The organism is Flavobacteriaceae bacterium GSB9, assembly GCA_022749295.1.
Lineage (GTDB): Bacteria > Bacteroidota > Bacteroidia > Flavobacteriales > Flavobacteriaceae > Flavisericum.
Genome location: CP062007.1, coordinates 3,032,232 through 3,056,407 on the forward strand (window position 1 = coordinate 3,032,232; position 24,176 = coordinate 3,056,407).

The 24,176-nt window shown below is 37.3% G+C and carries 21 protein-coding genes and 1 tRNA gene; 13 read left to right on the top strand and 9 right to left on the bottom strand.

What is annotated here, in order from left to right; all coding sequences use genetic code 11:
- Positions 1-99: 99 nt before the first annotated feature.
- Positions 100-648: an HNH endonuclease gene (locus GSB9_02679; GenBank protein UKM66106.1), complete on the bottom strand. Its 549-nt coding sequence runs from the start codon at positions 646-648 to the stop codon at positions 100-102.
- Positions 649-1,107: 459 nt separating this feature from the next.
- Positions 1,108-1,827: a peptidylprolyl isomerase gene (locus tag GSB9_02681; protein UKM66108.1), complete on the bottom strand. Its 720-nt coding sequence runs from the start codon at positions 1,825-1,827 to the stop codon at positions 1,108-1,110.
- A 38-nt stretch (positions 1,828-1,865) separates the two neighbouring features.
- On the opposite strand from GSB9_02681, the gene GSB9_02682 reads away from it, so the two are divergent.
- The 5 genes from GSB9_02682 to GSB9_02686 all read left to right on the top strand — a co-directional run bounded on the left by GSB9_02682 (position 1,866) and on the right by GSB9_02686 (position 7,422).
- On the top strand, positions 1,866-2,507 hold the full coding sequence (locus GSB9_02682; GenBank protein UKM66109.1) for a CoA pyrophosphatase: 642 nt from the start codon (positions 1,866-1,868) through the stop codon (positions 2,505-2,507).
- Between the two features lie 94 nt (positions 2,508-2,601).
- A complete protein-coding gene (locus GSB9_02683; protein UKM66110.1) occupies positions 2,602-3,399 on the top strand; it encodes a 1-acyl-sn-glycerol-3-phosphate acyltransferase in 798 nt (265 codons plus the stop codon).
- Positions 3,400-3,459: 60 nt separating this feature from the next.
- Complete coding sequence (locus GSB9_02684) at positions 3,460-4,458, top strand: family 43 glycosylhydrolase (protein ID UKM66111.1); 999 nt, start codon at positions 3,460-3,462, stop codon at positions 4,456-4,458.
- A gap of 89 nt (positions 4,459-4,547) precedes the next feature.
- Positions 4,548-6,839: a DNA topoisomerase 3 gene (locus tag GSB9_02685; GenBank protein UKM66112.1), complete on the top strand. Its 2,292-nt coding sequence runs from the start codon at positions 4,548-4,550 to the stop codon at positions 6,837-6,839.
- Entirely contained in the window at positions 6,832-7,422 is a 591-nt protein-coding gene (locus GSB9_02686) for a pseudouridine synthase (protein UKM66113.1), read from the top strand. The genes GSB9_02685 and GSB9_02686 overlap by 8 nt, the downstream gene beginning before the upstream one ends.
- Before the next feature lie 88 nt (positions 7,423-7,510).
- On the opposite strand, the gene GSB9_02687 is transcribed toward GSB9_02686, so the two are convergent.
- The gene (locus GSB9_02687) at positions 7,511-8,746 is read right to left on the bottom strand and encodes an ABC transporter permease (GenBank protein ID UKM66114.1); all 1,236 of its coding nucleotides are present in this window, start codon (positions 8,744-8,746) and stop codon (positions 7,511-7,513) included.
- Positions 8,747-8,753: 7 nt separating this feature from the next.
- Here GSB9_02687 and GSB9_02688 point away from each other — a divergent pair, with 7 nt between their 5' ends.
- The 4 genes from GSB9_02688 (at position 8,754) to GSB9_02692 (ending at position 13,329) form a co-directional block, all read left to right on the top strand.
- On the top strand, positions 8,754-10,049 hold the full coding sequence (locus GSB9_02688; GenBank protein UKM66115.1) for a DUF1343 domain-containing protein: 1,296 nt from the start codon (positions 8,754-8,756) through the stop codon (positions 10,047-10,049).
- A gap of 171 nt (positions 10,050-10,220) precedes the next feature.
- On the top strand, positions 10,221-11,393 hold the full coding sequence (locus GSB9_02689; protein ID UKM66116.1) for an LETM1-related biofilm-associated protein: 1,173 nt from the start codon (positions 10,221-10,223) through the stop codon (positions 11,391-11,393).
- Positions 11,394-11,455: 62 nt separating this feature from the next.
- Positions 11,456-12,448: a UDP-3-O-(3-hydroxymyristoyl)glucosamine N-acyltransferase gene (gene lpxD, locus GSB9_02690; protein ID UKM66117.1), complete on the top strand. Its 993-nt coding sequence runs from the start codon at positions 11,456-11,458 to the stop codon at positions 12,446-12,448.
- Between the two features lie 422 nt (positions 12,449-12,870).
- The gene (locus tag GSB9_02692) at positions 12,871-13,329 is read left to right on the top strand and encodes a hypothetical protein (protein UKM66119.1); all 459 of its coding nucleotides are present in this window, start codon (positions 12,871-12,873) and stop codon (positions 13,327-13,329) included.
- 66 nt (positions 13,330-13,395) lie between these two features.
- Here the strand turns inward: GSB9_02692 and GSB9_02693 are convergent, their stop codons facing one another.
- The 4 genes from GSB9_02693 to GSB9_02696 all read right to left on the bottom strand — a co-directional run bounded on the left by GSB9_02693 (position 13,396) and on the right by GSB9_02696 (position 17,765).
- Entirely contained in the window at positions 13,396-14,130 is a 735-nt protein-coding gene (locus GSB9_02693; GenBank protein UKM66120.1) for an energy transducer TonB, read from the bottom strand.
- A 197-nt stretch (positions 14,131-14,327) separates the two neighbouring features.
- On the bottom strand, positions 14,328-14,804 hold the full coding sequence (locus GSB9_02694) for an Hsp20/alpha crystallin family protein (GenBank protein ID UKM66121.2): 477 nt from the start codon (positions 14,802-14,804) through the stop codon (positions 14,328-14,330).
- A 251-nt stretch (positions 14,805-15,055) separates the two neighbouring features.
- Positions 15,056-16,606: an outer membrane protein transport protein gene (locus GSB9_02695; GenBank protein ID UKM66122.1), complete on the bottom strand. Its 1,551-nt coding sequence runs from the start codon at positions 16,604-16,606 to the stop codon at positions 15,056-15,058.
- A 25-nt stretch (positions 16,607-16,631) separates the two neighbouring features.
- Positions 16,632-17,765, bottom strand: coding sequence for a hypothetical protein (locus tag GSB9_02696; GenBank protein UKM66123.2), 1,134 nt, complete (start codon positions 17,763-17,765; stop codon positions 16,632-16,634).
- Between the two features lie 98 nt (positions 17,766-17,863).
- Between GSB9_02696 and proS the strand changes: the two genes are divergently transcribed.
- From proS to rpsT, 3 genes are all read left to right on the top strand, one after another.
- The gene (gene proS, locus GSB9_02697) at positions 17,864-19,342 is read left to right on the top strand and encodes a proline--tRNA ligase (GenBank protein UKM66124.1); all 1,479 of its coding nucleotides are present in this window, start codon (positions 17,864-17,866) and stop codon (positions 19,340-19,342) included.
- Between the two features lie 183 nt (positions 19,343-19,525).
- Positions 19,526-19,597 (top strand) — tRNA-Glu (locus GSB9_02698).
- Positions 19,598-19,623: 26 nt separating this feature from the next.
- A complete protein-coding gene (gene rpsT, locus GSB9_02699) occupies positions 19,624-19,875 on the top strand; it encodes a 30S ribosomal protein S20 (GenBank protein ID UKM66125.1) in 252 nt (83 codons plus the stop codon).
- A 112-nt stretch (positions 19,876-19,987) separates the two neighbouring features.
- Here rpsT and GSB9_02700 read toward each other — a convergent pair whose 3' ends face one another.
- A complete protein-coding gene (locus GSB9_02700) occupies positions 19,988-20,764 on the bottom strand; it encodes a YesU family protein (GenBank protein ID UKM66126.1) in 777 nt (258 codons plus the stop codon).
- Positions 20,765-20,932: 168 nt separating this feature from the next.
- Between GSB9_02700 and GSB9_02701 the strand changes: the two genes are divergently transcribed.
- Entirely contained in the window at positions 20,933-22,744 is a 1,812-nt protein-coding gene (locus GSB9_02701; GenBank protein ID UKM66127.1) for a T9SS type A sorting domain-containing protein, read from the top strand.
- 88 nt (positions 22,745-22,832) lie between these two features.
- Here the strand turns inward: GSB9_02701 and GSB9_02702 are convergent, their stop codons facing one another.
- The gene (locus GSB9_02702; protein UKM66128.1) at positions 22,833-23,882 is read right to left on the bottom strand and encodes a nucleoid-associated protein; all 1,050 of its coding nucleotides are present in this window, start codon (positions 23,880-23,882) and stop codon (positions 22,833-22,835) included.
- Positions 23,883-24,176: the final 294 nt, after the last annotated feature.

The following is a 24,176-nucleotide window of genomic DNA, read 5'->3' on the forward strand; positions in this document are numbered from 1 at the left end:
ATTACCAATTTTGGTGAGTAATTGTGTTTTTCACTTATTAATCAACCATTTGTCTATTTACAGTTTACAGTCGATTATTTATAGGTTCAAGGTCAACGGCTAATATTCGGTAACCGAACCCCAGTTCTCACCTGTTTTTATGCGATAGAGTTGCATTTCGGAAATGCCAAACTGTTTCGCTATCATTTTTAATCGTGTTCTGCGATTAGGGTCATTTATTTTTCGTTTAATAAGCTTCACTTTGGTTTCGGTAAGCTTTGAGTAAGTGCGCTTGCGAGGTTTGTTTTTGTATTCCGGGTTACTAAATTGGTGTATTTCCTTTTTACTCTTGGTGGCCCATTTTAGGTTATCAACACGGTTGTTGGTTTTGTCATAATCTAAATGGATTACATAAACCCCGTCGTTTTGTTCCAAAAAATGTTGGGCTACCAACTTGTGTGCGTATCGGCTGGTCGATTTTCCGTTATGCTTTTGCTTTACCGGAAGATTACGGTAACCATTTATAAAGGATTCTTTTACCAAAAATTCCTTTTCACCTTTACAATTTAAAACTCTTCCGTAATTCGAGATTTTGAATTTTTCGTTATCGGCAATGTTATCGTCAAATTCAATCAACTTCCACACTTCATTCCAATAGCTTCTTACCATTATTATTTATTTTGAGAGACGTTTGTTAAGGTACAAAAACTTGCTTTAAACCACAAACAGGTTGGCTTGCTAAGATTTAAAGGAACGCAAAGATAAATGAACTTTTTATTAATTAAAATAGTTTAATTGTTACGCAATGTTTTTGAATGTTTAATCTTGTAAAAGAGTACTTATTTTAAGTTAATTCAGTCGGTCAAAACCAAAATGTTTTGTGTTTTCAGTTTCAAACAAAACTCTTTTAGTAATAACAATTAATGTTGAAACTAGTTTTGGAAGCAGGGTTTGTTTTCCGTGAATATTTAGTTTGAAGGATTCCATTTTTTAATGTGCCACTTTTTGTGTAAAGCACTTTTTGTATCAATATTGTTAAAATGAATACGTACATTATGAAAATAGAAGTTAAAGTGCGTTGTTTTTCGCTCCATTGCCTTGTACAACTATATATTCTGTCAAAAACAGTTACTCAATAATCTCCACATTCCTGATGTAAATATTCCGTAAAGGCCAGTCTGCATCATCGGTTTCCACTTTGGCAATTTTGTCAATAACGTCCATGCCGCGGGTTACATGCCCAAAAATGGTGTAATCACCATCTAAGTAATGCGCCCCGCCATGTTGCTGTACTATAAAAAACTCATACGGCGAAGCCAGTTTGTGGGGGTTGTCTATTTCGCTGCTGGGCATGGAAATCACCCCACGGTCGTGTTTAAAGCCACGTTTAGTGTCAGGCGGTAGAAGGTATTGGCCTATCGCATGGCGTTTATCCAAAGTTTCTTGGTCGTCACTATGACCAGCTTGTACCATAAAGTTGTCGATTACGCGGTAAAACTGGGTGCCATTAAAATAGTCTTGCTTGGTTAAAAAGATGAAATTAGAACGATGGAATTTAGTTTCGTTATATAAAAGGACATCAAAGGAACCTAAATCGGTAGTAATACGCACTTTGTTTTCTTTGTGCTTTTTGTCGTATTGCAGAAAGAATTCCATGGCGTTCTTTTCTGTCAGTAACGGAAATTCGCGTTCGGGTAGTTCGGTTACCACCTTGGGTGCTATTTCGGTTTTAATTTCAGAACTGTCTTTTTTTTCAACTTTGGTTTCGGGGGTACTTTTGTTTTTAGTTTTTTTATCTTCACAATTCAAAAACAGAATACAAAAGCACAGTAACAAATAAAATCTCATTAATTAATATTTTAAGCGCCGATAAAGGCTTTTTCTAGATGAATTTCGATGATTTTCAGCAATCGCTTTCAAAAATAAAAAATATACCGCTCTTGGGCGAAACATCGCATTTTAAAATGATACCACCGTTTCGGCAAGAGCTGGTAAAAAAACAGGCCGATGCGATAAAACGTGCCAAGCACGCTGGGGTAATGGCTTTGTTTTACCCAAATAAAAGTGGCAGCACTCAGTTGGTTTTAATTTTACGAAAAACCTATAAGGGAGTGCATTCGGCACAAGTGGGCTTCCCGGGCGGCAAGCTGGAAAAACAAGACCATTCGCTAGAAGCAGCCGCATTACGAGAAACCGAAGAGGAAATTGGTGTGCCAGCAAATAAGATACAGGTACTTAAAAAATTGAGTCAAGTTTACATACCGCCCAGTAACTTTTATGTGCAGCCATTTATGGGTATTTTGCCACATACACCACAATTTATAAAGCAAGATGACGAGGTGGAAGCCGTTATTGAAGTGCCGTTAAATCATTTCTTGGATGATAAATATTTAATAACCAAACGGGTAAAAACATCTTATAGTATTGAGGTTGAAGTGCCTGCGTTTTTGTTGAACGATTTTGTGGTATGGGGAGCTACGGCCATGATGCTCAGCGAAATTAAAGATATACTGAAACAACTTTGGTAATTTATTTAGTTTGTTACATTTGTATGCTCAATTAGAGCAGGTTTTAGTATAATTTGTTTAAATTGGGTAACTAAGCTAACGAGAAGCATTATTTATGGGATTGTTTAAAAGAAATCCATTCGGTCATATACTAATTATAAAAAAGTGGCTCATTAGGGTATTGGGAGCCATGACACATAGGCGTTTTCGCGGATTTAACGAACTGCAGATAGAAGGCTCTGAAATTATTAAGGATTTACCAGATACTAATGTATTATTCATTTCTAACCACCAAACCTACTTTGCCGATGTGGTTGCCATGTTCCATGTGTTCAATGCCAGTTTAAGCGGACGTGTAGATTCTATAAAAAATGTGGGCTACCTGTGGAATCCCAAACTCAATATTTATTATGTTGCCGCCAAAGAAACCATGAAAGACGGGCTGTTACCTAAAATTTTGGCTTACGTGGGGTCGGTAAGCATAGAGCGTACTTGGCGTTCTGAAGGTAAAGACGTGAATAGACAGGTGCGAATGAGTGATATTTCTAATATAGGAAAAGCCCTAGAAGATGGTTGGGTTATTACTTTCCCACAAGGCACCACCACACCGTTTAAACCCATAAGAAAAGGAACGGCGCATATTATTAAACGATACAAGCCGGTGGTAATTCCTATTGTAATTGATGGATTTAGACGATCGTTTGACAAAAAAGGATTGCGCATCAAAAAGAAAAATATCCTCCAATCGATGGAGATTAAAGCACCTTTGGAGATTGATTACGATAACGAAACGACCGATGAAATCGTTAAGAAAATTGAATATGCCATTGAGCAGCACCCTTCGTTTTTAAAGGTTATCCCGCAAAAAGAAATTGAAGCCCAAGAGGCGCTGAACAAGAGGCGGGAGTGGTAATTTACATTGGTTATAAACTATTATGCTGAAAAGGTTTTCAGCATCTTAAAAAAAACAGAAATGATATTTAAATCTCTTTTTTTAGTTTTTGTATTAAGCGTTGGCTTTGCGTCATTTTCGCAAAACATTGAATTTAATAATCCCTTAGCTGAAAAGCGAGCAGATCCCTGGGTACACAAAGCTGATGATGGTTTTTATTATTTAATTGCGACCGTGCCTGAATACGATAAAATCGTATTAAGAAAAGCCAATTCAATCAATGGCTTAAAAGACGCGAACGAAAAGGTCCTTTGGGAAAAACATAAAAAAGGCGTGATGGGGCACCACATTTGGGCACCCGAATTACATCAAATTGATGGTGTTTGGTATATTTATTTCGCTGCTGCTGAAGCCGAAAATATTTGGAATATCAGGATGTGGGTGCTTTCAAACCATTCCAAAGACCCTATGAAAGGGCAATGGAAAGAAGAAGGGCAAATTAAAACTGATATCGAGTCGTTTTCACTGGATGCCACAACATTTACGCATAACAATAAACGATTCATGATATGGGCACAAAATGTGCGTGGCGGTATACACGGCACGGCATTGGTGCTTTCTGAAATGGCATCGCCAACCGAACTGACGGGGCCAGAATTAGTCATTACAGAACCCGAATTTAGTTGGGAGCGCATGAAGTACAATGTTAACGAAGGGCCAGCCGTAATAAAACGTAATGGAAAAATATTTGTAACCTACTCGGCTAGTGCGACCAATCATAACTATTGTTTGGGTTTGCTGTGGATTGATGAGAATGCCGATTTGCTCGACGCTTCAAACTGGCATAAATCGCCCGGCCCCGTGTTTTACACCAACGAAGATTTAAAGCGCTATGGCCCTGGACATAATTCTTTTACCACTTCCGAAGATGGAACAACCGATGTTATGATTTACCATGCACGCGATTATAAAGAAATTAAAGGTCATGAGTTGTCCGACCCCAATCGTGCCACACGCGCCAGAGTAATAAAATGGACACCGAGTGGCTTTCCTGATTTTATGCAGAATGAAGGAGATTAATCTATACGTTTGGTTAATAACTCCTAAAAACTTCCTTTAAAAAAACATAGCAAAATCTTTATTTTGCAGGACTTTTTAAACCATTTTAAGTGAAAGTCTGTATAGCCGAAAAACCTAGTGTGGCTCGAGAAATAGCCGCTGTTTTAGGAGCGAATACCAAACGCGATGGGTATTTTGAAGGCAATGGCTATGCCGTAACCTACACCTTTGGGCATTTGTGCACTTTAAAAGAACCCAACGATTACAAGCCGTATTGGAAAAGCTGGGATTTAAACAATTTGCCCATGTTGCCCGAAAAGTTTGAAACTAAGGTTGTGGCCAATTCGGGAATTCAAAAGCAGTTTAAAATTGTAAAAAGCTTATTCGATAAAGCGGAAGTGATAATAAATTGCGGTGATGCCGGGCAAGAGGGAGAACTCATCCAGCGTTGGGTGATGAACGAAGCCAACTACCAAGGCGAAGTAAAGCGTTTGTGGATTTCATCGTTAACCACTGAAGCCATAAAAGAAGGTTTTGAAAAACTAAAGCCTGCTACCGATTACGATAATTTATATTACGCTGGTTTTTCGCGCGCTATTGGAGATTGGTTACTGGGTATGAACGCCACTAGATTATACACTGTAAAACACGGTGGCTATAAGCAAGTACTGTCGGTGGGGCGGGTGCAAACCCCAACTTTGGCCATGGTGGTGAATCGTTTTAAAGATATAGAAAATTTTAAGCCACAACCGTATTGGGAGCTTCAAACTTTGTATCGGGAAACCCTTTTCAGTTACGAAGAAGGTCGTTTTTTTAAAAAAGAAGATGGTGAAGCCTTAGCCAATAAAGTAAAAGAGGCTGAATTTGAAATCACCTCCATAAAGAAGAAAAAAGGAAAGGAGTATGCTCCAAAACTATTCGATTTAACAGGGCTGCAAGTGTATTGCAATACCAAATTTGGGCTTTCGGCCGATGAAACTTTAAAAATTGTACAAGCGCTGTACGAACGAAAAGTAGTAACCTATCCAAGAGTAGATACCACGTTTTTACCAACTGATATTTACCCGAAAGTACCGAGTATTCTTCAAAAACTAACCCAATATGCGGCTTTAGTACAACCGCTTTTAGGTAAAAAAATAAAAAAGTCGAAACGCGTATTCGATGATAAAAAAGTTACCGACCACCACGCGATAATCCCAACAGGGATGCAAACCCAATTAAACCCATCACAACAGCAGGTTTACGACATTATAACCAAAAGGTTTATAGCAGTGTTTTTCGACGATTGTGCTGTGTCGAACACTACGGTTTTGGGTAGTGCTGCCGAGGTAACTTTTAAAGCGACTGGTAAAGAAATTTTAGATAAGGGTTGGCGAGTAGTATTTGAAAATCCTAATAAAAAAGAAAAGGAATCGGGGGTTTTGCCTAAATTCGATAAAGGTGAAAAAGGACCACACGAGCCTTCTTTTTTGGAAAAAGAAACCAAACCGCCCAACCAATATACCGAAGCGTCTTTGTTACGTGCTATGGAAACAGCTGGCAAGCAGGTGGACGATGAGGAACTACGTGATTTAATGAAAGAAAATGGTATTGGTCGCCCATCAACGCGAGCCAATATTATTGAAACCCTGTTTAAGCGGAAATATATCAAACGGAATAAAAAGCAGGTGCTGCCAACCGTTACGGGCATTCAGTTGATTGAAACCATTCAAAACGATTTGTTAAAATCGGCCGAGCTTACAGGGAAATGGGAAAAACAATTAAAGGATATTGAAAAAGGCGAGTATAGTGCTGCCGCTTTTATAAAAAATATGAAACGCATGGTAGATGCTTTGGTGTACGAAGTGCGTAGCGAAACCAAGCGTGCCAATATTTCACAAGCCAACGTAATAAAAAATAGAACAGTTAAAGCAGCCGCAAAAAAGCAAAAAGGACTTTTGGCCGAAAATTGCCCCAAATGCAAAAAGGGCAGCTTGATTAAAGGGAAATTGGCTTACGGTTGTAGTGCTTTTAAGTCGGGTTGTGATTTTATACTTCCTTTTAAATTTGCTGATAAAAAGATTTCAGAAAAACAATTTATCCGGTTGTTGCATAAAGGAAGTACGGTAAACCTAAAAGGCTTTAAAACCGAGTCAGGTAAAGTAGAAGGTTTGTTACGTTTTGGTGACGATTTTAAACTAAAACTAGAGCCTAAAAAAACTTCCGCGAAAGCGAACCCCGACGAGCTGAAATGCCCGAAATGTAAGAAGGGCAACATTTTAAAAGGAAAAACAGCTTATGGTTGCAGTGCGTACAAAACGGGCTGTGATTTTAAAATGACTTTTGATGCAGTAAAAGCCAAAATAAACGGACAGAAACCAACCAAAGCGTTGGTTTATAAAATATTAAGTGATAATGCCTGAAACTGAACACAGACATTTTCTTATTTTTAAACCTTTTCGCGTTTTAAGTCAGTTTAAAAGCAACTCCAGTAAACAGCAGTCCAAAAGATTTTTAGGGGAGTTTTATGATTTTCCGGAGGGAACCATGGCCGTGGGGCGGTTGGATGAAACATCGGAAGGGCTATTGCTTCTTACCACCGATGGTAAAACCAGTGCAGTGATCAATAGTAAAAAAGTTGAAAAGGAATATTATGCACAAGTAGATGGTGATATTTTGGAAGAAGCTGTAGAACAGTTAAAAGTAGGCGTGCAAATTAGCATTAATGGAAAAACATATACTACCAAACCTTGTGATGCATTTAAATTGGAAGATACTCCTAATTTCCCCGAACGAGGCAAAAAAATACGTGATGCCCGTCATGGACCAACCAGTTGGGTGTCGATTACTTTAACGGAGGGCAAATTTAGGCAGGTTAGAAAAATGACTGCTGCTGTTGGGTTTCCAACCTTGCGTTTAGTACGGGTGCGTATTAGTGGGTTCAGAATTGGTACGATGCAGGCTGGCGAGGTAGTTGAGGTAAAAAACATCGCAGAATTTCTATAATATTGAAAAAGTATTGGGGAGGCTTAGTGGTCGCGTTAGGAATTGCAGCGGAAAGCCTGACCCAAAAGGGAACGCCACAATTATTGTTCTATTGAAAACGAATAGCTTTTACCGGTGATATTTTGGTGATAATGTACGAGGGGATTAATAGCATAAGCAAGCACAGCACCAAAGTACCGATATTAAGTGCCACAATGTAGCTGAAACTGATGTAAACCGGGGCTTCGGTAACGTAATATACGCTCGGATCCAGCGGAAAGAGTTTGAAATATTTTTGAGCAAAGAGTAAGCTTAACCCAATTAAGTTACCCCAAAACAAACCCAGTAAAATTAAATAGGAAGCGTTGTAAATAAACAGTTTTCGGATACTCCAATTATTGCTGCCCAAAGCTTTTAAAATGCCAATCATTTGGGTACGCTCCAGTATTAAAACCAATAGGGCGGTTATCATATTAATACCTGCTACGAGTATCATGATACCAATAATGCCGTAAATGTTTTTATCGAAAATTTTAACCCACTCAAAAATAGAATAGTACTTGTCGGTAACTGTTTGTGTATTGAACGTAGACGGAGTATTTTGGTAAATTTCTCGGCCTTTTTGTTCTAATTCGTCGTAATCGTCAATAAAAACCTCGAAGTTGCCAATTTGGTCGTCTTCCCAACGGTTGATGCGTTGCAAGTGTCTAATGTCGCCCAAAATATATTGGGCATCTAAATCCTGAAATCCAGAACTGTATATGCCCACCACATTGTATGTAATCATATTTGGCAGTTTTTCGGGGTCGTCTTTGGCAAATACCATTTGAAATTTGTCGCCCACCTTAAATTGTAATCGGTTGGCGAGATATTCTGAAATCAGTACTTCTTCGTTGCGTTTTTCCGAGTAATCGGGTAAACGTCCGTCAATTAAAAACTCACTGAAATAGTTCCAATTGTAATCGGTGCCCACACCTTTTAAGTAAACACCTTCAAAATCGGTTTCAGTTCGGATCACCCCAAATTTTGAAGCCACACCTTGAATGTGCGCAATGCCTTCAACCGATTTGAACTCTGGATAAAAGTCCTGGTTTTTAGAAATAGGAACTATACTTTCTTGCGAGTTGTTGCTATCGTAATTGGTAATGGTTACGTGACCATTAAAGGCCACCACCTTATCGCGTATTTTTTGCTGTAACCCAATGCCCGTAGCAATGGCAACCATCATCACTATAATACCGATAGCAATAGCAGCAATGCCAATTTTTATTATTGGTGCCGATACACTACTTTTATACGCTTTACTGCCAATAATGCGTTTAGCTATAAAAAACTCGTAATTCAATTTTTAAATGAAGTTTAGTGTGTTCAAAAATACAGTTTTATTATTTGTTTTGGTGTTTATTTCTTGTGGAAACTTGGTAAAGCGGGAAGATGGAAGTGCGAAGACAGAAGGTGTCATTCAGAAGGAAGTTGTAAAGGATACTAATATAATTGTTGGCGCCAACCAAACTAAATTGTATTTGCCCTTATTAAAAGGAAAGCGGGTTGGAGTTGTGGCCAACCAAACTTCAGTTATTTTTAAGGAAAAAGATTCTCTTTTTTGGAGTGACCCAGAAACTGGAGAGACAGGTTTTGAAAAGTTTATTTTTAGAAACACCCATTTAGTGGATTCTTTATTGTCTTTGCAGGTTGATGTAAAAAAAGTATTTGCCCCCGAGCATGGTTTTCGTGGAAAAGCTGATGCGGGAGAAGCGGTAAAGGATGGTATTGATATGCGAACCAATTTGCCCATTGTATCGCTTTATGGAAATAACAAAAAGCCTTCAAAAGAACAGTTACAAGATTTGGATGTTATGGTTTTCGATATTCAAGATGTAGGCGCACGTTTTTATACTTATATTTCTTCGTTGCATTATGTTATGGAGGCTTGCGCCGAACAAAATATTCCAATATTGATTTTAGACAGGCCCAACCCTAATGGGCATTACATCGATGGGCCTGTTTTGGAAATGGAACACCGAAGTTTTGTGGGTATGCACCCCATTCCGGTGGTGCATGGTATGACCATTGGCGAATACGCAAAAATGATTAATGGTGAAAAATGGCTTAACAATGGGGTGCAGTGTGATTTGACGGTCATTCCAGTTAAAAATTATAGTCATGATTCATTTTACAGTTTACCCATTAAACCGAGTCCGAATTTGCCAAACGACACATCTATAAACCTCTACCCGAGTTTATGCTTTTTTGAGGGCACCAACGTGAGCGCTGGGCGCGGTACCGAAACGCAATTTCAAATTTTTGGGAGTCCGTTTTTAGATACTGAGTTATTCCGTTATCAATTTACCCCAAAACCCAATGAAGGCTCGAAATACCCAAAACATCAAGGGGAATTATGTAAAGGGAAAGATTTGACGGATTCAGAATATTTAAAAGCATTAAATCTGAACTGGTTGATTGAAGCCTATAATCATACTTCGGATAAATCGGATTTTTTCAATAATTTCTTTGTAAAATTGGCTGGTACCGCTAAGCTTCAACAACAAATTGAATCGGGGCTATCTGAAGAAATAATCAAAGCCTCTTGGCAGAGTGGTTTGGAGAACTTTAAAAAAACGCGTAAAACGTACTTGCTCTATTTGTGATAGCATACCGCAAAAAAAATACAGACTATAATACCTATTCCTAAAATTGTTGATGGTGTTTTTGGGGCTTATGCCATACCTGTGTAATAAGGTGTGGTTTTGTAAAAGAAAATATTTTCGTTTAAATTGTGTAAAATACTATTTTTATACCCGCAATATTCAATAGATTTTATGAACCCATCTGCTTCAGGTTGGATAAAGAAACTGCTAAAGGAGGTTGACAAAAACAATCTCATTTTAGAGTATAATGAAGAATCGTTTTACGATGCTCTAAGGTCTTGTGGGTTTATTTACGGTAGTAATTTTGAAGTTGTAGCGCAGGTTTTTCCAAAAAAAGATTTTACAGAAGAAGAGCTTTGCAAAACCAATTTGTGCCTTTCATTTTTATACGCATACTCAAAATCTAAAAACAAAACGCCTTTTGTAGAGAGTGTAATTGGTTTTTATACGGCGATAAATGAAATTAAGACGTCTTTTTTTCAAGGGCTTTTGGGTGGAAAAAAATCTTATGAGCAATTAGAGAAGATTATACATAAGCGCATTCAAATTGATGACAATGTGCTGACAAAAAACTTCAATTACTTTATTGTTAATGCCTTGCTTTATGTAGATGTTTTGGCTTATATCGAATATTTGAGAGATGACTGTATTAGCGTTGATTATATAAAAAACCTAGAGGCTTCCATAGTTGCTATAACGTTGGACGTGCTAAATTCTAAAGCTGAAAAAAACCAATATGATGAGAGTTTGATAAAGTTGTTTGAATCATCTTTGCGTTTTCAGGACAACAAAAATTTAACTTACAGCAAGGCTATCGGACTTTTAAAGACGCCACAAGAAAAATATTATATTTTAGATATATCTTGCATGGCGACCTGGAGCGACCAAATGATTGATGTTAAAGAAGAACAATTTTTAGAACGTTTGGGCTGCGATTTAAACCTGGAACTCTCACGTGTGTTACAGTCTATAAAAACGGTAAATCATTTTTATACCACCCACAAGGATAATATCGCGCTTTTAAGTTCGAAAAATATTGTTCAGAGTTTTTATAACAACTCAAGCAAAATGGTATATAAGCTTATCTCCCGAAACAGTAAACGCTTATACCAAGAGTTGAAAGACAGCAAAGAACTCATGGTATTGCTCTCGCAGTCTACAATGCGCGACTTAACGCAAGATGAGCAAAAAAAAGTGCAAGACCAACTAATCGATATTTTTAAATCCATACCCAGTTTGGCCATTTTTTTACTGCCAGGAGGGGCGTTATTGCTGCCATTGGTTATAAAATTTATACCAAAACTGTTGCCTTCAGCTTTTGATGAAAATAGAATAGAGGAGTAAAATAGTGTTTTTAGTGTTTTTTCCAGTAGATTTACAATTCTACTAAGCTAAAAACAAAATACATGATATCATACACGATTCAAGAAATAAACAATCTACTAAAAGGCGAATTAATAGGAAATACTTCTCAGAAAATTGTAGGCCCAGAGCAATTGCAAAAGGCAAAAAATCACCATATTACATTTATAGGCAGTACTAAATATTTAAAATATTGGGAAGAATCTGAAGCTTGTGCAGCATTGGTAAATGATAATTTGTCGTTAGATCCCGGAGAAAACAGAGCAATTATAAAAGTTAAGAATGCCGATTTGGCTATGGCCAAGGTTCTTGAGCTTTTTAATCCCTCACCACCAGTTTTTGAAAGTGATGTACACCCCACGGCTGTAATACACGAATCGGCTGAAATTGGAGAAGGATGCAAAATAGGAGCTAATTGTTATATAGGAGAAAATGTTGTTCTTGGGCAAGGGGTGGTGTTGTACCCTAATGTTTGCGTTTTTGACGAAACCATAATAGGCGATAGCACCGTAGTTTGGTCTGGAACTGTAATCAGGGAACGTTGTGTTATTGGAAATCATTGTATTTTTCATACTAACGTTAGTATTGGTTCCGATGGTTTTGGTTACCGCCCGAGTGATGATGGTCGTGGGCTAGTTAAAATTCCTCAAATAGGCAATGTTATTATTGGACATCATGTTGAAATAGGAGCGAATTCCTGTGTAGATAGGGCTAAATTCAGCTCTACAATAATAGGTGATGGCAGCAAAATAGATAACTTGGTGCAAATAGCTCACAACTGTGTTGTGGGGCGTTCGTGTATTATGGCAGGGCATAGCGGACTGGCAGGTTCGGTAACTCTAGGTGATGGCGTTATTATTGGTGGTGCTGCATCAATAAAAGACCATACTACTATAAATTCTGGAGCTACCGTTGGCGCTGGCTCAGGTGTTATGAACGACGTATTGCCCGGACAAACCGTGTTGGGCTATCCAGCTCAAGATTCGCGAGATATGTTGAAACAATGGGTGGCTATGCGTAGGTTAACTAAGAAATAATCATTTTACAGGACATGTGGGAAATAGTATGTTCTATTGTCTTATTTCATTAATTTAATTAATCAACCTTCAGTTTTATTGCAAAATGATGAAATCATTATCTATCCATATAAAAATACTTTTAATGGTATTTACAGCAATTTAGGTATTCATATGTTAGAAGTTGATGGGGCTTTAGATATGGGTTTTTACCAATATTAATTCAAACTTCACAGGTGGCAGTCGTTATAGGTTTGGGATGAGTTATATGGGTGATTCGTTTTTAATTAATTATTACGATGTCGACGGGCATCCTTTCTCATTAGGGAAAATTGATTTAGATGGTAACATAGACAATAATTTTTCCGTTGATAATGATTTAATCTCAATTACTTTAGAGGTGGAAAAGGCTTATTTAATGTGGGCGACAGAATGTTTTTATTTTGGGTGATTTAGAAATAAATGCGACCGGTGAACTGAGAAAATGCGCATTGTTTATTGATGACAATTCACCAATAATTACAAGAACCGTTAAAAGTCTAACAACAGCTCAAAATACTTTTCTGTATATATCGATTGAAGACCTGGTAATAGAAGACCCAAATAATGTTTACCCAAATGATTTTGAGTTAACTGTTCTGGGTGGTGAAAATTATTCTATATCGAACAATACTATCATACCGGATCCTGATTTTATTGGAGAATTAACTGTCAACTTAGTGGTTAACGATGGTCAAGGGAATAGCGAACCTTTTCAAATAAAGGTAGAGGTTACAGAACCTTTAAAGATAGAAGATGAATTTTTAAAAAATAACTTCAAAGTTTTTCCGAACCCTATAGATGTAAAATTTACAATAAAAGCCAAAAATCAAATAGATACATTTGATATTAATCCCGTATAAAGAAAAACCCCCGATGTTTACATCAGGGGTTCTACAGGAAATAATGGTTTGCTATTAATTAATAAGTTAGATTCCTGCTAGTTTGAAATATATGGGCACAGCATAAGATACTTTTACGGGTTTGCCGCGCTGCATACCAGGTTTCATTTGAGGGAGCGAGCCTATAATGCGCTCAGCTTCTTTTTCTAAAATTTGGTCTGGCCCTCTGGAGCGAACGTTGGTTGTGTAACCTTTAGAATCTATAATGAATATGACAGATACACGGCCTTGTATGCCTAAATCTAATGCTGTTTGTGGGTAGTTAAAATTCTTAACGACATGTTCTTGTATTTTTTTCTCGAAACATCTTTTCGTTTCAATCTTTGATTTGCCTTCACATCCGGGAAATACGGGAACTTGTTCTATTACAGCAAACGATACTTGTACATCTTCTTCGTACTCTTCAACGTTTACATCGCCCACGTCTATAACATTTCGTTCTACAATAGCGTCTTCTTGATTGGTTTCAGTACTTTCGATAATGGTTTCTTCAACCTCTTCCAAATCCTCAACAATTTCAATGTTGGTTTGTATAACGGCAGGAGGTGGAGGTGGGGGAGGTGGTGTGTTCATGTGTACAATTGGAATATCTTCCTCGTCTTGGGCTTCCATTTGAACAATCTCGATTTCCGTTTCTTCTTTCTCGTATGTTTTGTATTCTAGAGCTTGCCATGAAAAAAGTAGCATTACATTTAGCCCAATAGCAAAATAGATGCTGCTATTTCTTCCAACTTCCAGCTGCGGGTTCTTTTTTGCTTCCATGATCTTAAATTTTTAATTGATAACTATCCTTCTATTGGTTGGTATAAAATTATCCAATACTTAAGAGTACAACTATGATATTTGTCATATTGATAAAAAACTGAATCATGTGTAACTTGTTGTAATGCAGTGTTTTGAAAATAATAAAGGCCTGTAAACAGGCCTTGTTGGGTTACCATGTAAATTTAAATTCTTAATTAAGAAACCTCAATCGTTCTTGCAGGTTTTTGTTTGGCTTCTTCCTTTTTGGGAAGGTGAATATTTAGAATACCTTCGTTGTAATTAGCGTTAATTTTTGCTTCGTCTACGGTTTCTGGTAGTGTAAAAATTCTTTTGAACGAAGAGTATCCAAATTCCCTGCGTGTGTAACCTTCATCTGTACTTTCGTTATTTTCTTTGATTTCTGCTGAAATAGATAATGTGTTGTTTTCTAAATTTATATTGAAATCAGATTTTTTAAATCCAGGCACCGCCATTTCTACTACAAAAGCATCTGCTACTTCTTTGATGTTTACTTTAGGAAGGGAAAGCCCAGTATTATAATTTGATGAAAATAACGATGGAAATTCGCCAATTGAAAAGTCATCAAGCCAACTCGATAATGATGGAAAACCCGATAACGTTTTTTTATTTGCTAAACCTCCATTTTTTGGTAATGTTGCTAAATTGCTCATGGTTAAAAAATTTAAGTTAAACATTTGTTTTTTAAACTGTTACATGCAAATTAAATGCCATTTGTAAAAAAATAGCTTTTGAAGGCTTTAGCAAGTGTCTTTGAGTGATATTTGTGACATTTTTTCATTTTCAACAGCACTTTTTAATGTCAAATTTTCATGTTAAAGTTTTGGTTTTGATGGGTTTGTGTCAATAAAAAAAGGCCCGAACAGATAAGTTCAAGCCTTTTTAAATTAAATAAGAAAGTAGGTTAAAGATTAAAACTTAATGATATGGTGATGTTAGAGTTTATTCGGTCTATGTTGGCGGTATCAATTAATCCAACGTTATATAATGGAGTAGCGTAACTGCGTTCGGATCTGTCGTAAGTAATATCTAGTTTGGTATTTCCAAAATTGTAGCCTAAACCTAAAGAGTAGCCGCTTAAGTCGCCAACGGTAACCCCATCGGCATAAGGACTTTCTTCAAAACGGTAACCACCTCTAAAACTAAATTGTTCGTGTTTGTATTCGCCACCTAAGCGGTAGGTTGAGGCATCGGTAAGCACATTGGCTATGCCTTCGTTTAAATCTCTGTAGTCAACTTGGGGTTTGAATTTAGTGTTACCATAGTTTTTTCTTGAGTAGTCGAAACTAATTAAACCTTGTTGCCCAAATACATAAGCTAAACTTCCTGTGATTTTTGCAGGGGTTTGAAGTTTATACCTAGGGTAAACGTTAACAATATCTGCAATATATGTAATGTCTGAATCGGCTTCGTTAGAATTGATATACTGCGTGGTTTCTTCTTCAATGGTGTACCAAGTTGGCGAATCGTAGGTAACGCCCAATCTAAATTCTTGACTTAGCTTCATGATACCTCCTAATTGAAAAGAAAAGCCATTTCCTGTTGTAGAAAGCGTATTGTCGAAATTAATAAAGTTAATAAGGCCGCCGTTTGAGTTGTCTTCAAATAAAGACGTTGTGCGTTGGTAATCTATGAAATGGGAGTTTACATTTAAACCTAAATATAGATTGTCCTCATATTGAGTGGCGAAGTTAAAAGAGATTTTCCCGTTATAACCGGTTGAGGTGTAAAGGTAATCATGGAAAAAATTTCCTCCACGTACAGTGTTAGTAGCATTGTAGGTTGTATTATTGTCGTCATCTATATCAGGATCAAGTACAAAGGCTTGATATCCTAAGAAAGCCTGTTGATGTGCAAAACCAAATACGTCACCAATATCTTGGTAGGCTTCTTCAACAAATTCATCTCCAATTAAGGAAATATCGCCTAATCTAACACCGTCGGCATATTGGTAAAAATAATTTGCAATTGAGTTAACAGGTACTATTTCAGTGTCATTGTTATCAACAATAACAAAATCATTCGTATTTAAACCCACAGCGTTCCATTGGTTGTTGTGGTTGTTTGTTCTATCGTAAGCTACGGCTAATGTAAACTTGCGCCAAGGCGAATTGCTGTTGCGGTTAGCAAATACAAATGCGGCACCAGCTTGGCTAATGTCAAAATTAGAAATGTTTGAATTTGTTGAATTGCCAAAATATTCGGTGCTATTTTCTATATCCATATTGGTACCTGTGAAGGCGGCATGGCTTCTAGTAAAAACTGCTGAACCTGCGGGGTTGATGCTAACGGCGCTCATATCGCCGCCAAGGGCACCAAAAGCACCGCTAAGCGCTCTGTAACGTGCGGTTCCTTGTATTTCGTCTTGTGAATAACGTAATGCGTCGCTTATATCTTGCGCGTAAACCGTAGACATAGAGAGTAAACCTATGCAAAGTAATTTTAACTTTCTCATTTGTGTTTTTCTTTAAAATTTGGGGTTATCGTCTTCTTCCGCCACCTGATGATCGAGATCCAGAACTGCTTCTGCTACTTCCAGAAGATCGTGATACCGATCCGCTAGATCGAGAACCAGAACTTCTACTTGGGGAATAGCCCGAGTTTCTTGATGACGAGCTTGACCTTCTATAAGTGCCAGAATTTGAACTACTGCTGCGCGTTGGCTGTCTGTAAACCCGACTAGAGCTTCTTCTCATTGTAGATGACGATGCTCTTGATTTTGAATTTGTTGAAGGGGTTCTTGTTACCGTGCTTCTGCGTGTAACACCAGAGTTAAATCTTGTGCCGTTAGAATTGTAGGTTCTTCGGTTAACAGTAGACGATGAGTTTCTGTTTACACTGCTGCGTCTGGCAGTGTTATATTTAGAGTATGTTCTTCTGTTTGTATTATTAACACTACTGCGTCTGCTTGTGTTTCCAGAACGGTTATAATTTTGTGCATAGCTACCTCGTCTTGTTGCACTGTAAGCTAGGCCTCTTCGGTTATAATAACGGTTTCCGTAGTAACTGTAATTGTTGTAGCCATAATATCTACCAAATCGGTAAGGGTAACCATAGTAGTTGCCATACCAAGGATTGTAAGCCCATCCACCATAAAAACTACCATAATAGGGTGGGTAGTAAAACGGATCGTAATATCCCCAATTGTTCCAGCCCCAATAGTTGCCCCATCGGTTATATCTCCAGCTGTTCCATCCCCAACCAAAACCAGCATTCCAGCCCCAGTTGTTCCAGCCGTTATCTATGTAGTTTATGGTTACACTATTACTGTTCTGGCCCCAACCGGCATAACCTTCATAATTATTGGCTATAGTGTCGTTTTCAAAGTTATTACTTTCATAGGCATCAATATCGGTAAATATAGCATCTTCGGCATTGTAGCTGTCAGATTCAATGGCCTTTGTTCTAAAATAGTTTTTATAATAGTTGCTGTTATTTTCGTTTGGCACTTCAACAACTGCTTCTTCATATACTGTACGTCTTTCAGGATTGGCATAAATACCGTCGTCGTTCGAACCTACGTATTGGTACGAACCACAAGACACTAAGCCAAGCAGAAGCCCAAAAAGGGCCACAATTGGCATTTTCCTTTTTATGTAGTTGTTAAATTGCATATCTATTTAATTTTATTGTTGAACATAACAAAAATAGTTAGTTTTGCTGAACTATTTTTTATTTAACTAAGTCACAACATTTGTGCCAAAACTTCAATATGAGTAAAAAACTTACCAGCAGAGCAAACGATTATTCGAAATGGTATAACGAATTGGTTGTTAAAGCAGACCTAGCAGAGAATTCGGCCGTTCGTGGTTGTATGGTCATTAAGCCTTATGGCTATGCCATTTGGGAAAAGATGCAGGCCGAATTGGATAGAATGTTTAAGGAAACCGGACATCAAAATGCTTATTTCCCGTTGTTTGTTCCGAAAAGTTTATTTGAAGCGGAGGAAAAAAATGCAGAAGGTTTTGCAAAAGAGTGTGCCGTTGTAACCCACTACAGATTGCAAAACGATCCCGATAAACCCGGTAAGTTGCGTGTCGATCCAGAAGCTAAATTAGAAGAAGAGCTGGTGGTTAGGCCAACCAGTGAAGCTATTATTTGGAATACCTACAGAAACTGGATTCAATCGTATAGAGATTTACCTATTTTGGTAAACCAGTGGGCCAATGTGGTACGATGGGAAATGCGTACCCGTTTGTTTTTACGTACTGCAGAGTTTTTGTGGCAGGAAGGGCACACCGCGCATGAAACCAAAAAAGAGGCTTTGGCTGAAGCAGAGCAGATGAATAATGTATATGCCACTTTCGTGGAAAACTTTATGGCTATTCCTGTAATACAGGGTTTAAAAACCGAAAGTGAGCGTTTTGCTGGAGCGGTCGAAACCTATTGTATTGAGGCATTGATGCAAGATGGTAAAGCCTTACAGGCTGGAACTTCACATTTCTTGGGCCAAAATTTCGCAAAGGCCTTTGATGTTAAGTTTGCCAATAAGGAAGGTAAACAGGATTATGTTTGGGCAACCTCTTGGGGGGTGTCAACCCGTTTGATGGGGGCTTTAATCATGACCCACAGTGATGACAACGGACTGGTATTGCCACCAAGTTTAGCTCCCAATCAAGTGGTTATTGTACCTATTTATAAAAGCGAAGAGGATTTAAAGGCCATTACTGAAGTGGCCAATGGTATCATGGCAGATTTAAGGGCTAAAAACATCACAATTAAATTTGATGACAGAACAACCCACAGGCCAGGGGCAAAATTTGCTCAGCACGAATTACAAGGTGTGCCATTGCGCATTGCCATAGGACCAAAAGATTTAGCAAATGGAACCGTTGAGTTAGCGCGCCGCGATACCCTAAGTAAAGAAATTGTGGCCTTAGATGGTTTAAGCAATAAGGTAGAAGGTTTGTTAACAGAAATACAAGAAACTTTGTTCAATAAGGCCTTAAAGTTTAGGGACGAACACATAACCAAGGTTGATACATTCGAAGAATTTAAAACCGTGCTAGAAACTAAATCAGGTTTTATTTCTGCCCATTGGGACGGAACTACAGAAACAGAAGACAAAATAAAAGAGTTGACAAAGGCTACTATTAGGTGTATACCATTAGATAGTAAGGAAGAAGAAGGAGTTTGTGTGTATTCAGGAAACCCCTCAAAACGTAGAGTATTGTTCGCAAAGGCATACTAAAAAGGTCGTGTAAAAGTACCTGTTGTAAAATTTTTTCAAAAAAAATTATTTAGGTCTTGCAGCATTTAAAAATAGTTGTATTTTTGCATCCGCAATGGAAACATTGTTGTTCATTAAAAAATGGTGAAAAAAAGTGTTGCAGGTTAAATTAAAAGTATTAAATTTGCGCACTCAAAACAAAATGGCCCGTTCGTCTATCGGCTAGGACGCCAGGTTTTCATCCTGGTAAGAGGGGTTCGATTCCCCTACGGGCTACAATATTTTATAAATAAAAAAGCAAAATGGCAAATCATAAGTCAGCATTAAAAAGAATTAGAAGAAACGAGTCAAGACGTGTGGTTAACAAGTACCAGCACAAAACTACGCGTAATGCTATTAAAAAGTTACGTGAGTTGACTGATAAGAAAGAGGCTGAAGCTTTGTTTCCTTCTGTTGTTTCTATGTTGGATAAACTTGCTAAGAAAAATATTATACATGCTAATAAAGCCGCTAACCTTAAATCTGGTTTGGCGAAACATGTTGCTTCTTTATAGTATAAACAAAAAAGTTTAAAATATTTGAAAGCTTCTCAGAAATGAGAAGCTTTTTTTATGCCGTTTCAAGACGCTAGGTGATTTAGTTTGTAACCATAGCGGTACTAAAATGTCATTTGGAGAACACCTTAAAATTCTTATATCTTGCCGAACGTGTAAACATATGCCGCAGTCCGATGCGCCCCTCTTTAATAGAATCAATATTAGAAATGTCCCAGGAGAATAATCGGCTTTCGTTTTCACCTTTAACATAGAAGTAAAGCCATTTCTTCGTTTTAATGGCCGTTATTTTATAGGTGATATTGGGCTTAAAAAGACCAGTATTGAAGGCATCGGGTTGAATGTCTGTACTAGTGTTAAAACTCTTGCCCTTTGGAACGGGGTAATATCGCGCTCTAACATATTCCTGTCCAGTATGGTTGTTAAAAGCGGCGTAACTAATATGTAAAAGTTTCATATGGTTAAAATAGGTTTTCATGGCTGGGATAGCTCTTTTTTCTTTCCACTTATAAATGTCTTTATTAAAGGGTTTTGCACCTGTTGCTTGAATGTATAATATGTTAACCCACTTTTGTTTTGTGTCGGTTCGGGTGTATTCGTATTCTATTTTTATATCGCCTTTAAATGATTGTTTTGTCCAAAGTACGGCATGGCAGGCATCATCTCTTTCAATTGGGCCTGCCATGAAGTTCAAGCCTTTGTCGTTTAACTCAACTTTTGCATGTTTTCCATCCAAAAACCAATGCTTTTGCCAGTTTTTTGAGCCATAGTTGGAGTTGTCGAATTTTAGTTTCCATGTTTCAGATTGATGCAGTCTTTCAAAATTGGAATCCTGACCAAAAGCTATTGTTGAATACAAAAAAAATAATAGAATTAGAACATTATTCATTTTTTAGAAGTATAATTTATTTGTCGAGCAATTTAAAGGTTTTGGTTAGAATTAGATAAAGTCTCATAAGGTCGTAATAAAATAATTAAAACAATGTTAACTGTCCAAAAATCAACTAAATTTGATAGCTAACAAAAAACTAAATTTACATAACTAAGATAAACTATTATGAAAAAGCTACTATTGTTAATGCTCCCGTTTGTTTTTTGTGCTTTTATTGTAAAAGAAAAGGAAAATAAACTTGAGGTTTCTTCAAACCTATCAAACAATTTTGTTGTTGATCCACCTGCTTTTCCAGGTGCTGAGGGGTTTGGAAAAATAGCCACCGGAGGTAGAGGTGGCCAAGTTATTTATGTAACCAATTTAAATGATTCCGGAACTGGAAGTTTACGCGCAGCTGTAGAAGCTTATGGTCCTAGAATAGTGGTGTTTAAGGTTTCTGGGATTATTGAATTGACCAGGGATTTAAAAATCACTAATAATAATATTACCATAGCTGGGCAATCTGCCCCTAGCGATGGGATTTGTTTGAAAAATTATTCGGTGTCTATTGATGCCGATAATGTTATTATTCGCTTTTTAAGGTTCCGAATGGGTGACGAAGCCCAGCATGAAGGTGATGCCATAGGGGGGCGGTTTCACAATAGAATAATTATAGACCATTGTTCTATGAGTTGGTCAACAGACGAGTGTGTGTCATTTTACAATAACGAAAACACTTCGGTACAATGGTGTATTATAGCAGAAAGCCTTCGAAATTCAGTTCACGAAAAAGGCAGACATGGCTATGGTGGTATTTGGGGTGGCAAAAACGCTTCGTTTCACCATAATTTATTAGCACATCACGATAGTAGAAACGCAAGGCTTGGTGAGTATGCCGGTTCGGCTTTTGCACTTACCGATTTGGTTGATATTAGAAACAACGTAATTTATAACTGGGGAAATAATAGTGCTTACGGTGGTGAGGCTATGAATGTTAATATGATTAACAATTATTACAAACCCGGGCCAGCAACCATGGCTAATAATGGATATTCAAAGCAAGGAAGAATTATGTCTATTGATAAAAACAAAGTAAAGGGGACTGCGGTTTATGATACGTGGGGCAAGTTTTATATCAATGGAAATTATGTAGATGGTCATGCCAATTCTACAAACGATAATTGGGCTTATGGTGTTTATAATCAATATCACGGTTCGTATTATTCATATTCAGGCACTTGTAAGGACATTAATGGCAACACCATAACTTGTGAGTATTCTATACCCGTTACAGAATCCGATAAAGCAGCGATGAAGTTAGATACGCCATTAGATATTCAGGGTAATGTAACTACACATTCGGCAACCGAGGCTTATAATAAGGTTCTGGCATTTGGTGGTGCTTCGTTGGTTCGTGATGCTATAGATGAGCGCATAGTTAACGAAACAGAAAATGGAACTTTTACCTATAATGGCTCGAATGGCAGTGCCAATGGTATTATTGATACGCAGGCTGATGTTAACGGATGGCCAACATATAATTCAACAACGGCACCAGTTGATTCTGATAATGATGGTATGCCTGACGACTGGGAAGATGCTAACGGGCTTGACAAAAACAATGCTTCAGATGGAGCATCTACTTCTCTAGATGGAGCTTACACCAATGTAGAAGTGTATTTAAATAGTTTAGTAGAAGATATTATAAGCAGTCAAAATGAAGGTGCTTTATCGGTTCAAGACTATGTTATTGATAATTCTTCGGTAAAAATATATCCAGTACCATTCAAAGATGCTTTTAATGTTGATCTTGTTGCAGTAGGAATTATAAAGCACATTGCTGTATTCAATATGTTGGGAAAACAGGTGTTCTCTGTAAACAAAAACGAAATTGTTAACAACACGGCTAAAGTGAACCTCAAAAGGGGTTCTGGAGTTTATGTGTTGAAGGTAGTTACCGAAAAAGGGGTGGTTAACAAAACGATTATAAAAAAATAGCAAGTTAAAGCAAACTAAATATCAAAGCCTTTCGGAAAATTAAATTCTGAAAGGCTTTTGTTTTTTTAGGAGATAATTTTCACCCGTTTTAGTCTTCAGCGTTAAAAAACACTTTGTAATAATGCATTTTTTTGTCCTCGTCGTAACCGCGCTCCAAATATTCGGTTGAGGCATCGGGAGCATCAATGTCCAATTTTATTTGAATGTGGGTATCTAGTTTTATGTCAGTTTTTATTTTTCGTTTCTCTTTATTTACGACAGCTTCGGCAACGTCAAACTGATTTCTGATGACTAGGTTTTGTTCGCCCTCAAACTCTTTTTTAAAGCTGTCAAACTCTTTTTTGTGTTTGTCTTCTTCAAACAGTTCGTCTTTAAAACGCTCGATGTTCACCACTTCGTTTTCCTTAAAGAAATCGATGGTTTTGGTTAAAAACGTGTTTCTTTCTTTGACGCCATAGGTGGTTTTTATAATTTCGGTTGAAAAATCTTTACATAATTCAATATACTGCTGGGTATGGTTGTTGGCATCGTCGGCATACTTGATGTTTAAAAAATGATTGAGCCAATATTGCGTGTCGTAACTGTTATTGTCAACGCTAAAAACAATAGGGCCTTCGGTGTCGTTTTGGTTAAGAATGAGGCAGCCTTTATCTACTTTTTTTGAGCTAATCCCTTTCTGTACCAATACATCATAACTATTGTTTTCTAAATAGGTTTGAAAAAAGTTTACTTTATTTTCAATTTTAAAAATTCCCAAGGCATTGGTGCTTATATCGTTAAACTCAATACCTTCAAACATAACAACCAACACATCTCCAGTTTTAATGTTAGCTGAATTGGATTGTTCGTATAAGTGCATAACGATGTGTTTTGAAACGTCTATAAAATCATCGTCTTCCCCTAATATTTGATTGGCATAGCTGTTAATTTCATTCAGGGCAATATTGGCATGGTGGTTAAATCGGTAGCTTTGTACCACGCTAGCAAATGGCCGCAATAAAAAAGGAAGCATTAAATCGTAGCTGGCCTCGTCGAATTCCACCAATTTTTCCGAAAAGGCGTTTTTTGTGTCGTTGAATTTGTTTCCAACTTTATGAATTATAAATTTTGAAATAGATGCATTTTTTCTAGAAATCATATCTTAAGAATTAGTGTTGCAATAGTACTAATTTCAAAAGTAAAAAGTGAAAAAAAAGCACCAAAGCATTACACTTTGGTGCCACAGATTTGAGGACTTGCGATTTGGTTGTCGTTAAATTTTATGATGGATTACTATATTGTGCACGAGCAGTGCAAAAAGATTAATGAGAGATTCTTTTTGTATGTATCTCAATTTATAACAGATTGATTAATAGCTGGGTTAAATATAAAGATTAGTTTTTTACTGACAAATTACTGCCTAAAATTTTATCGTATAAAATTTTAGGTTTCA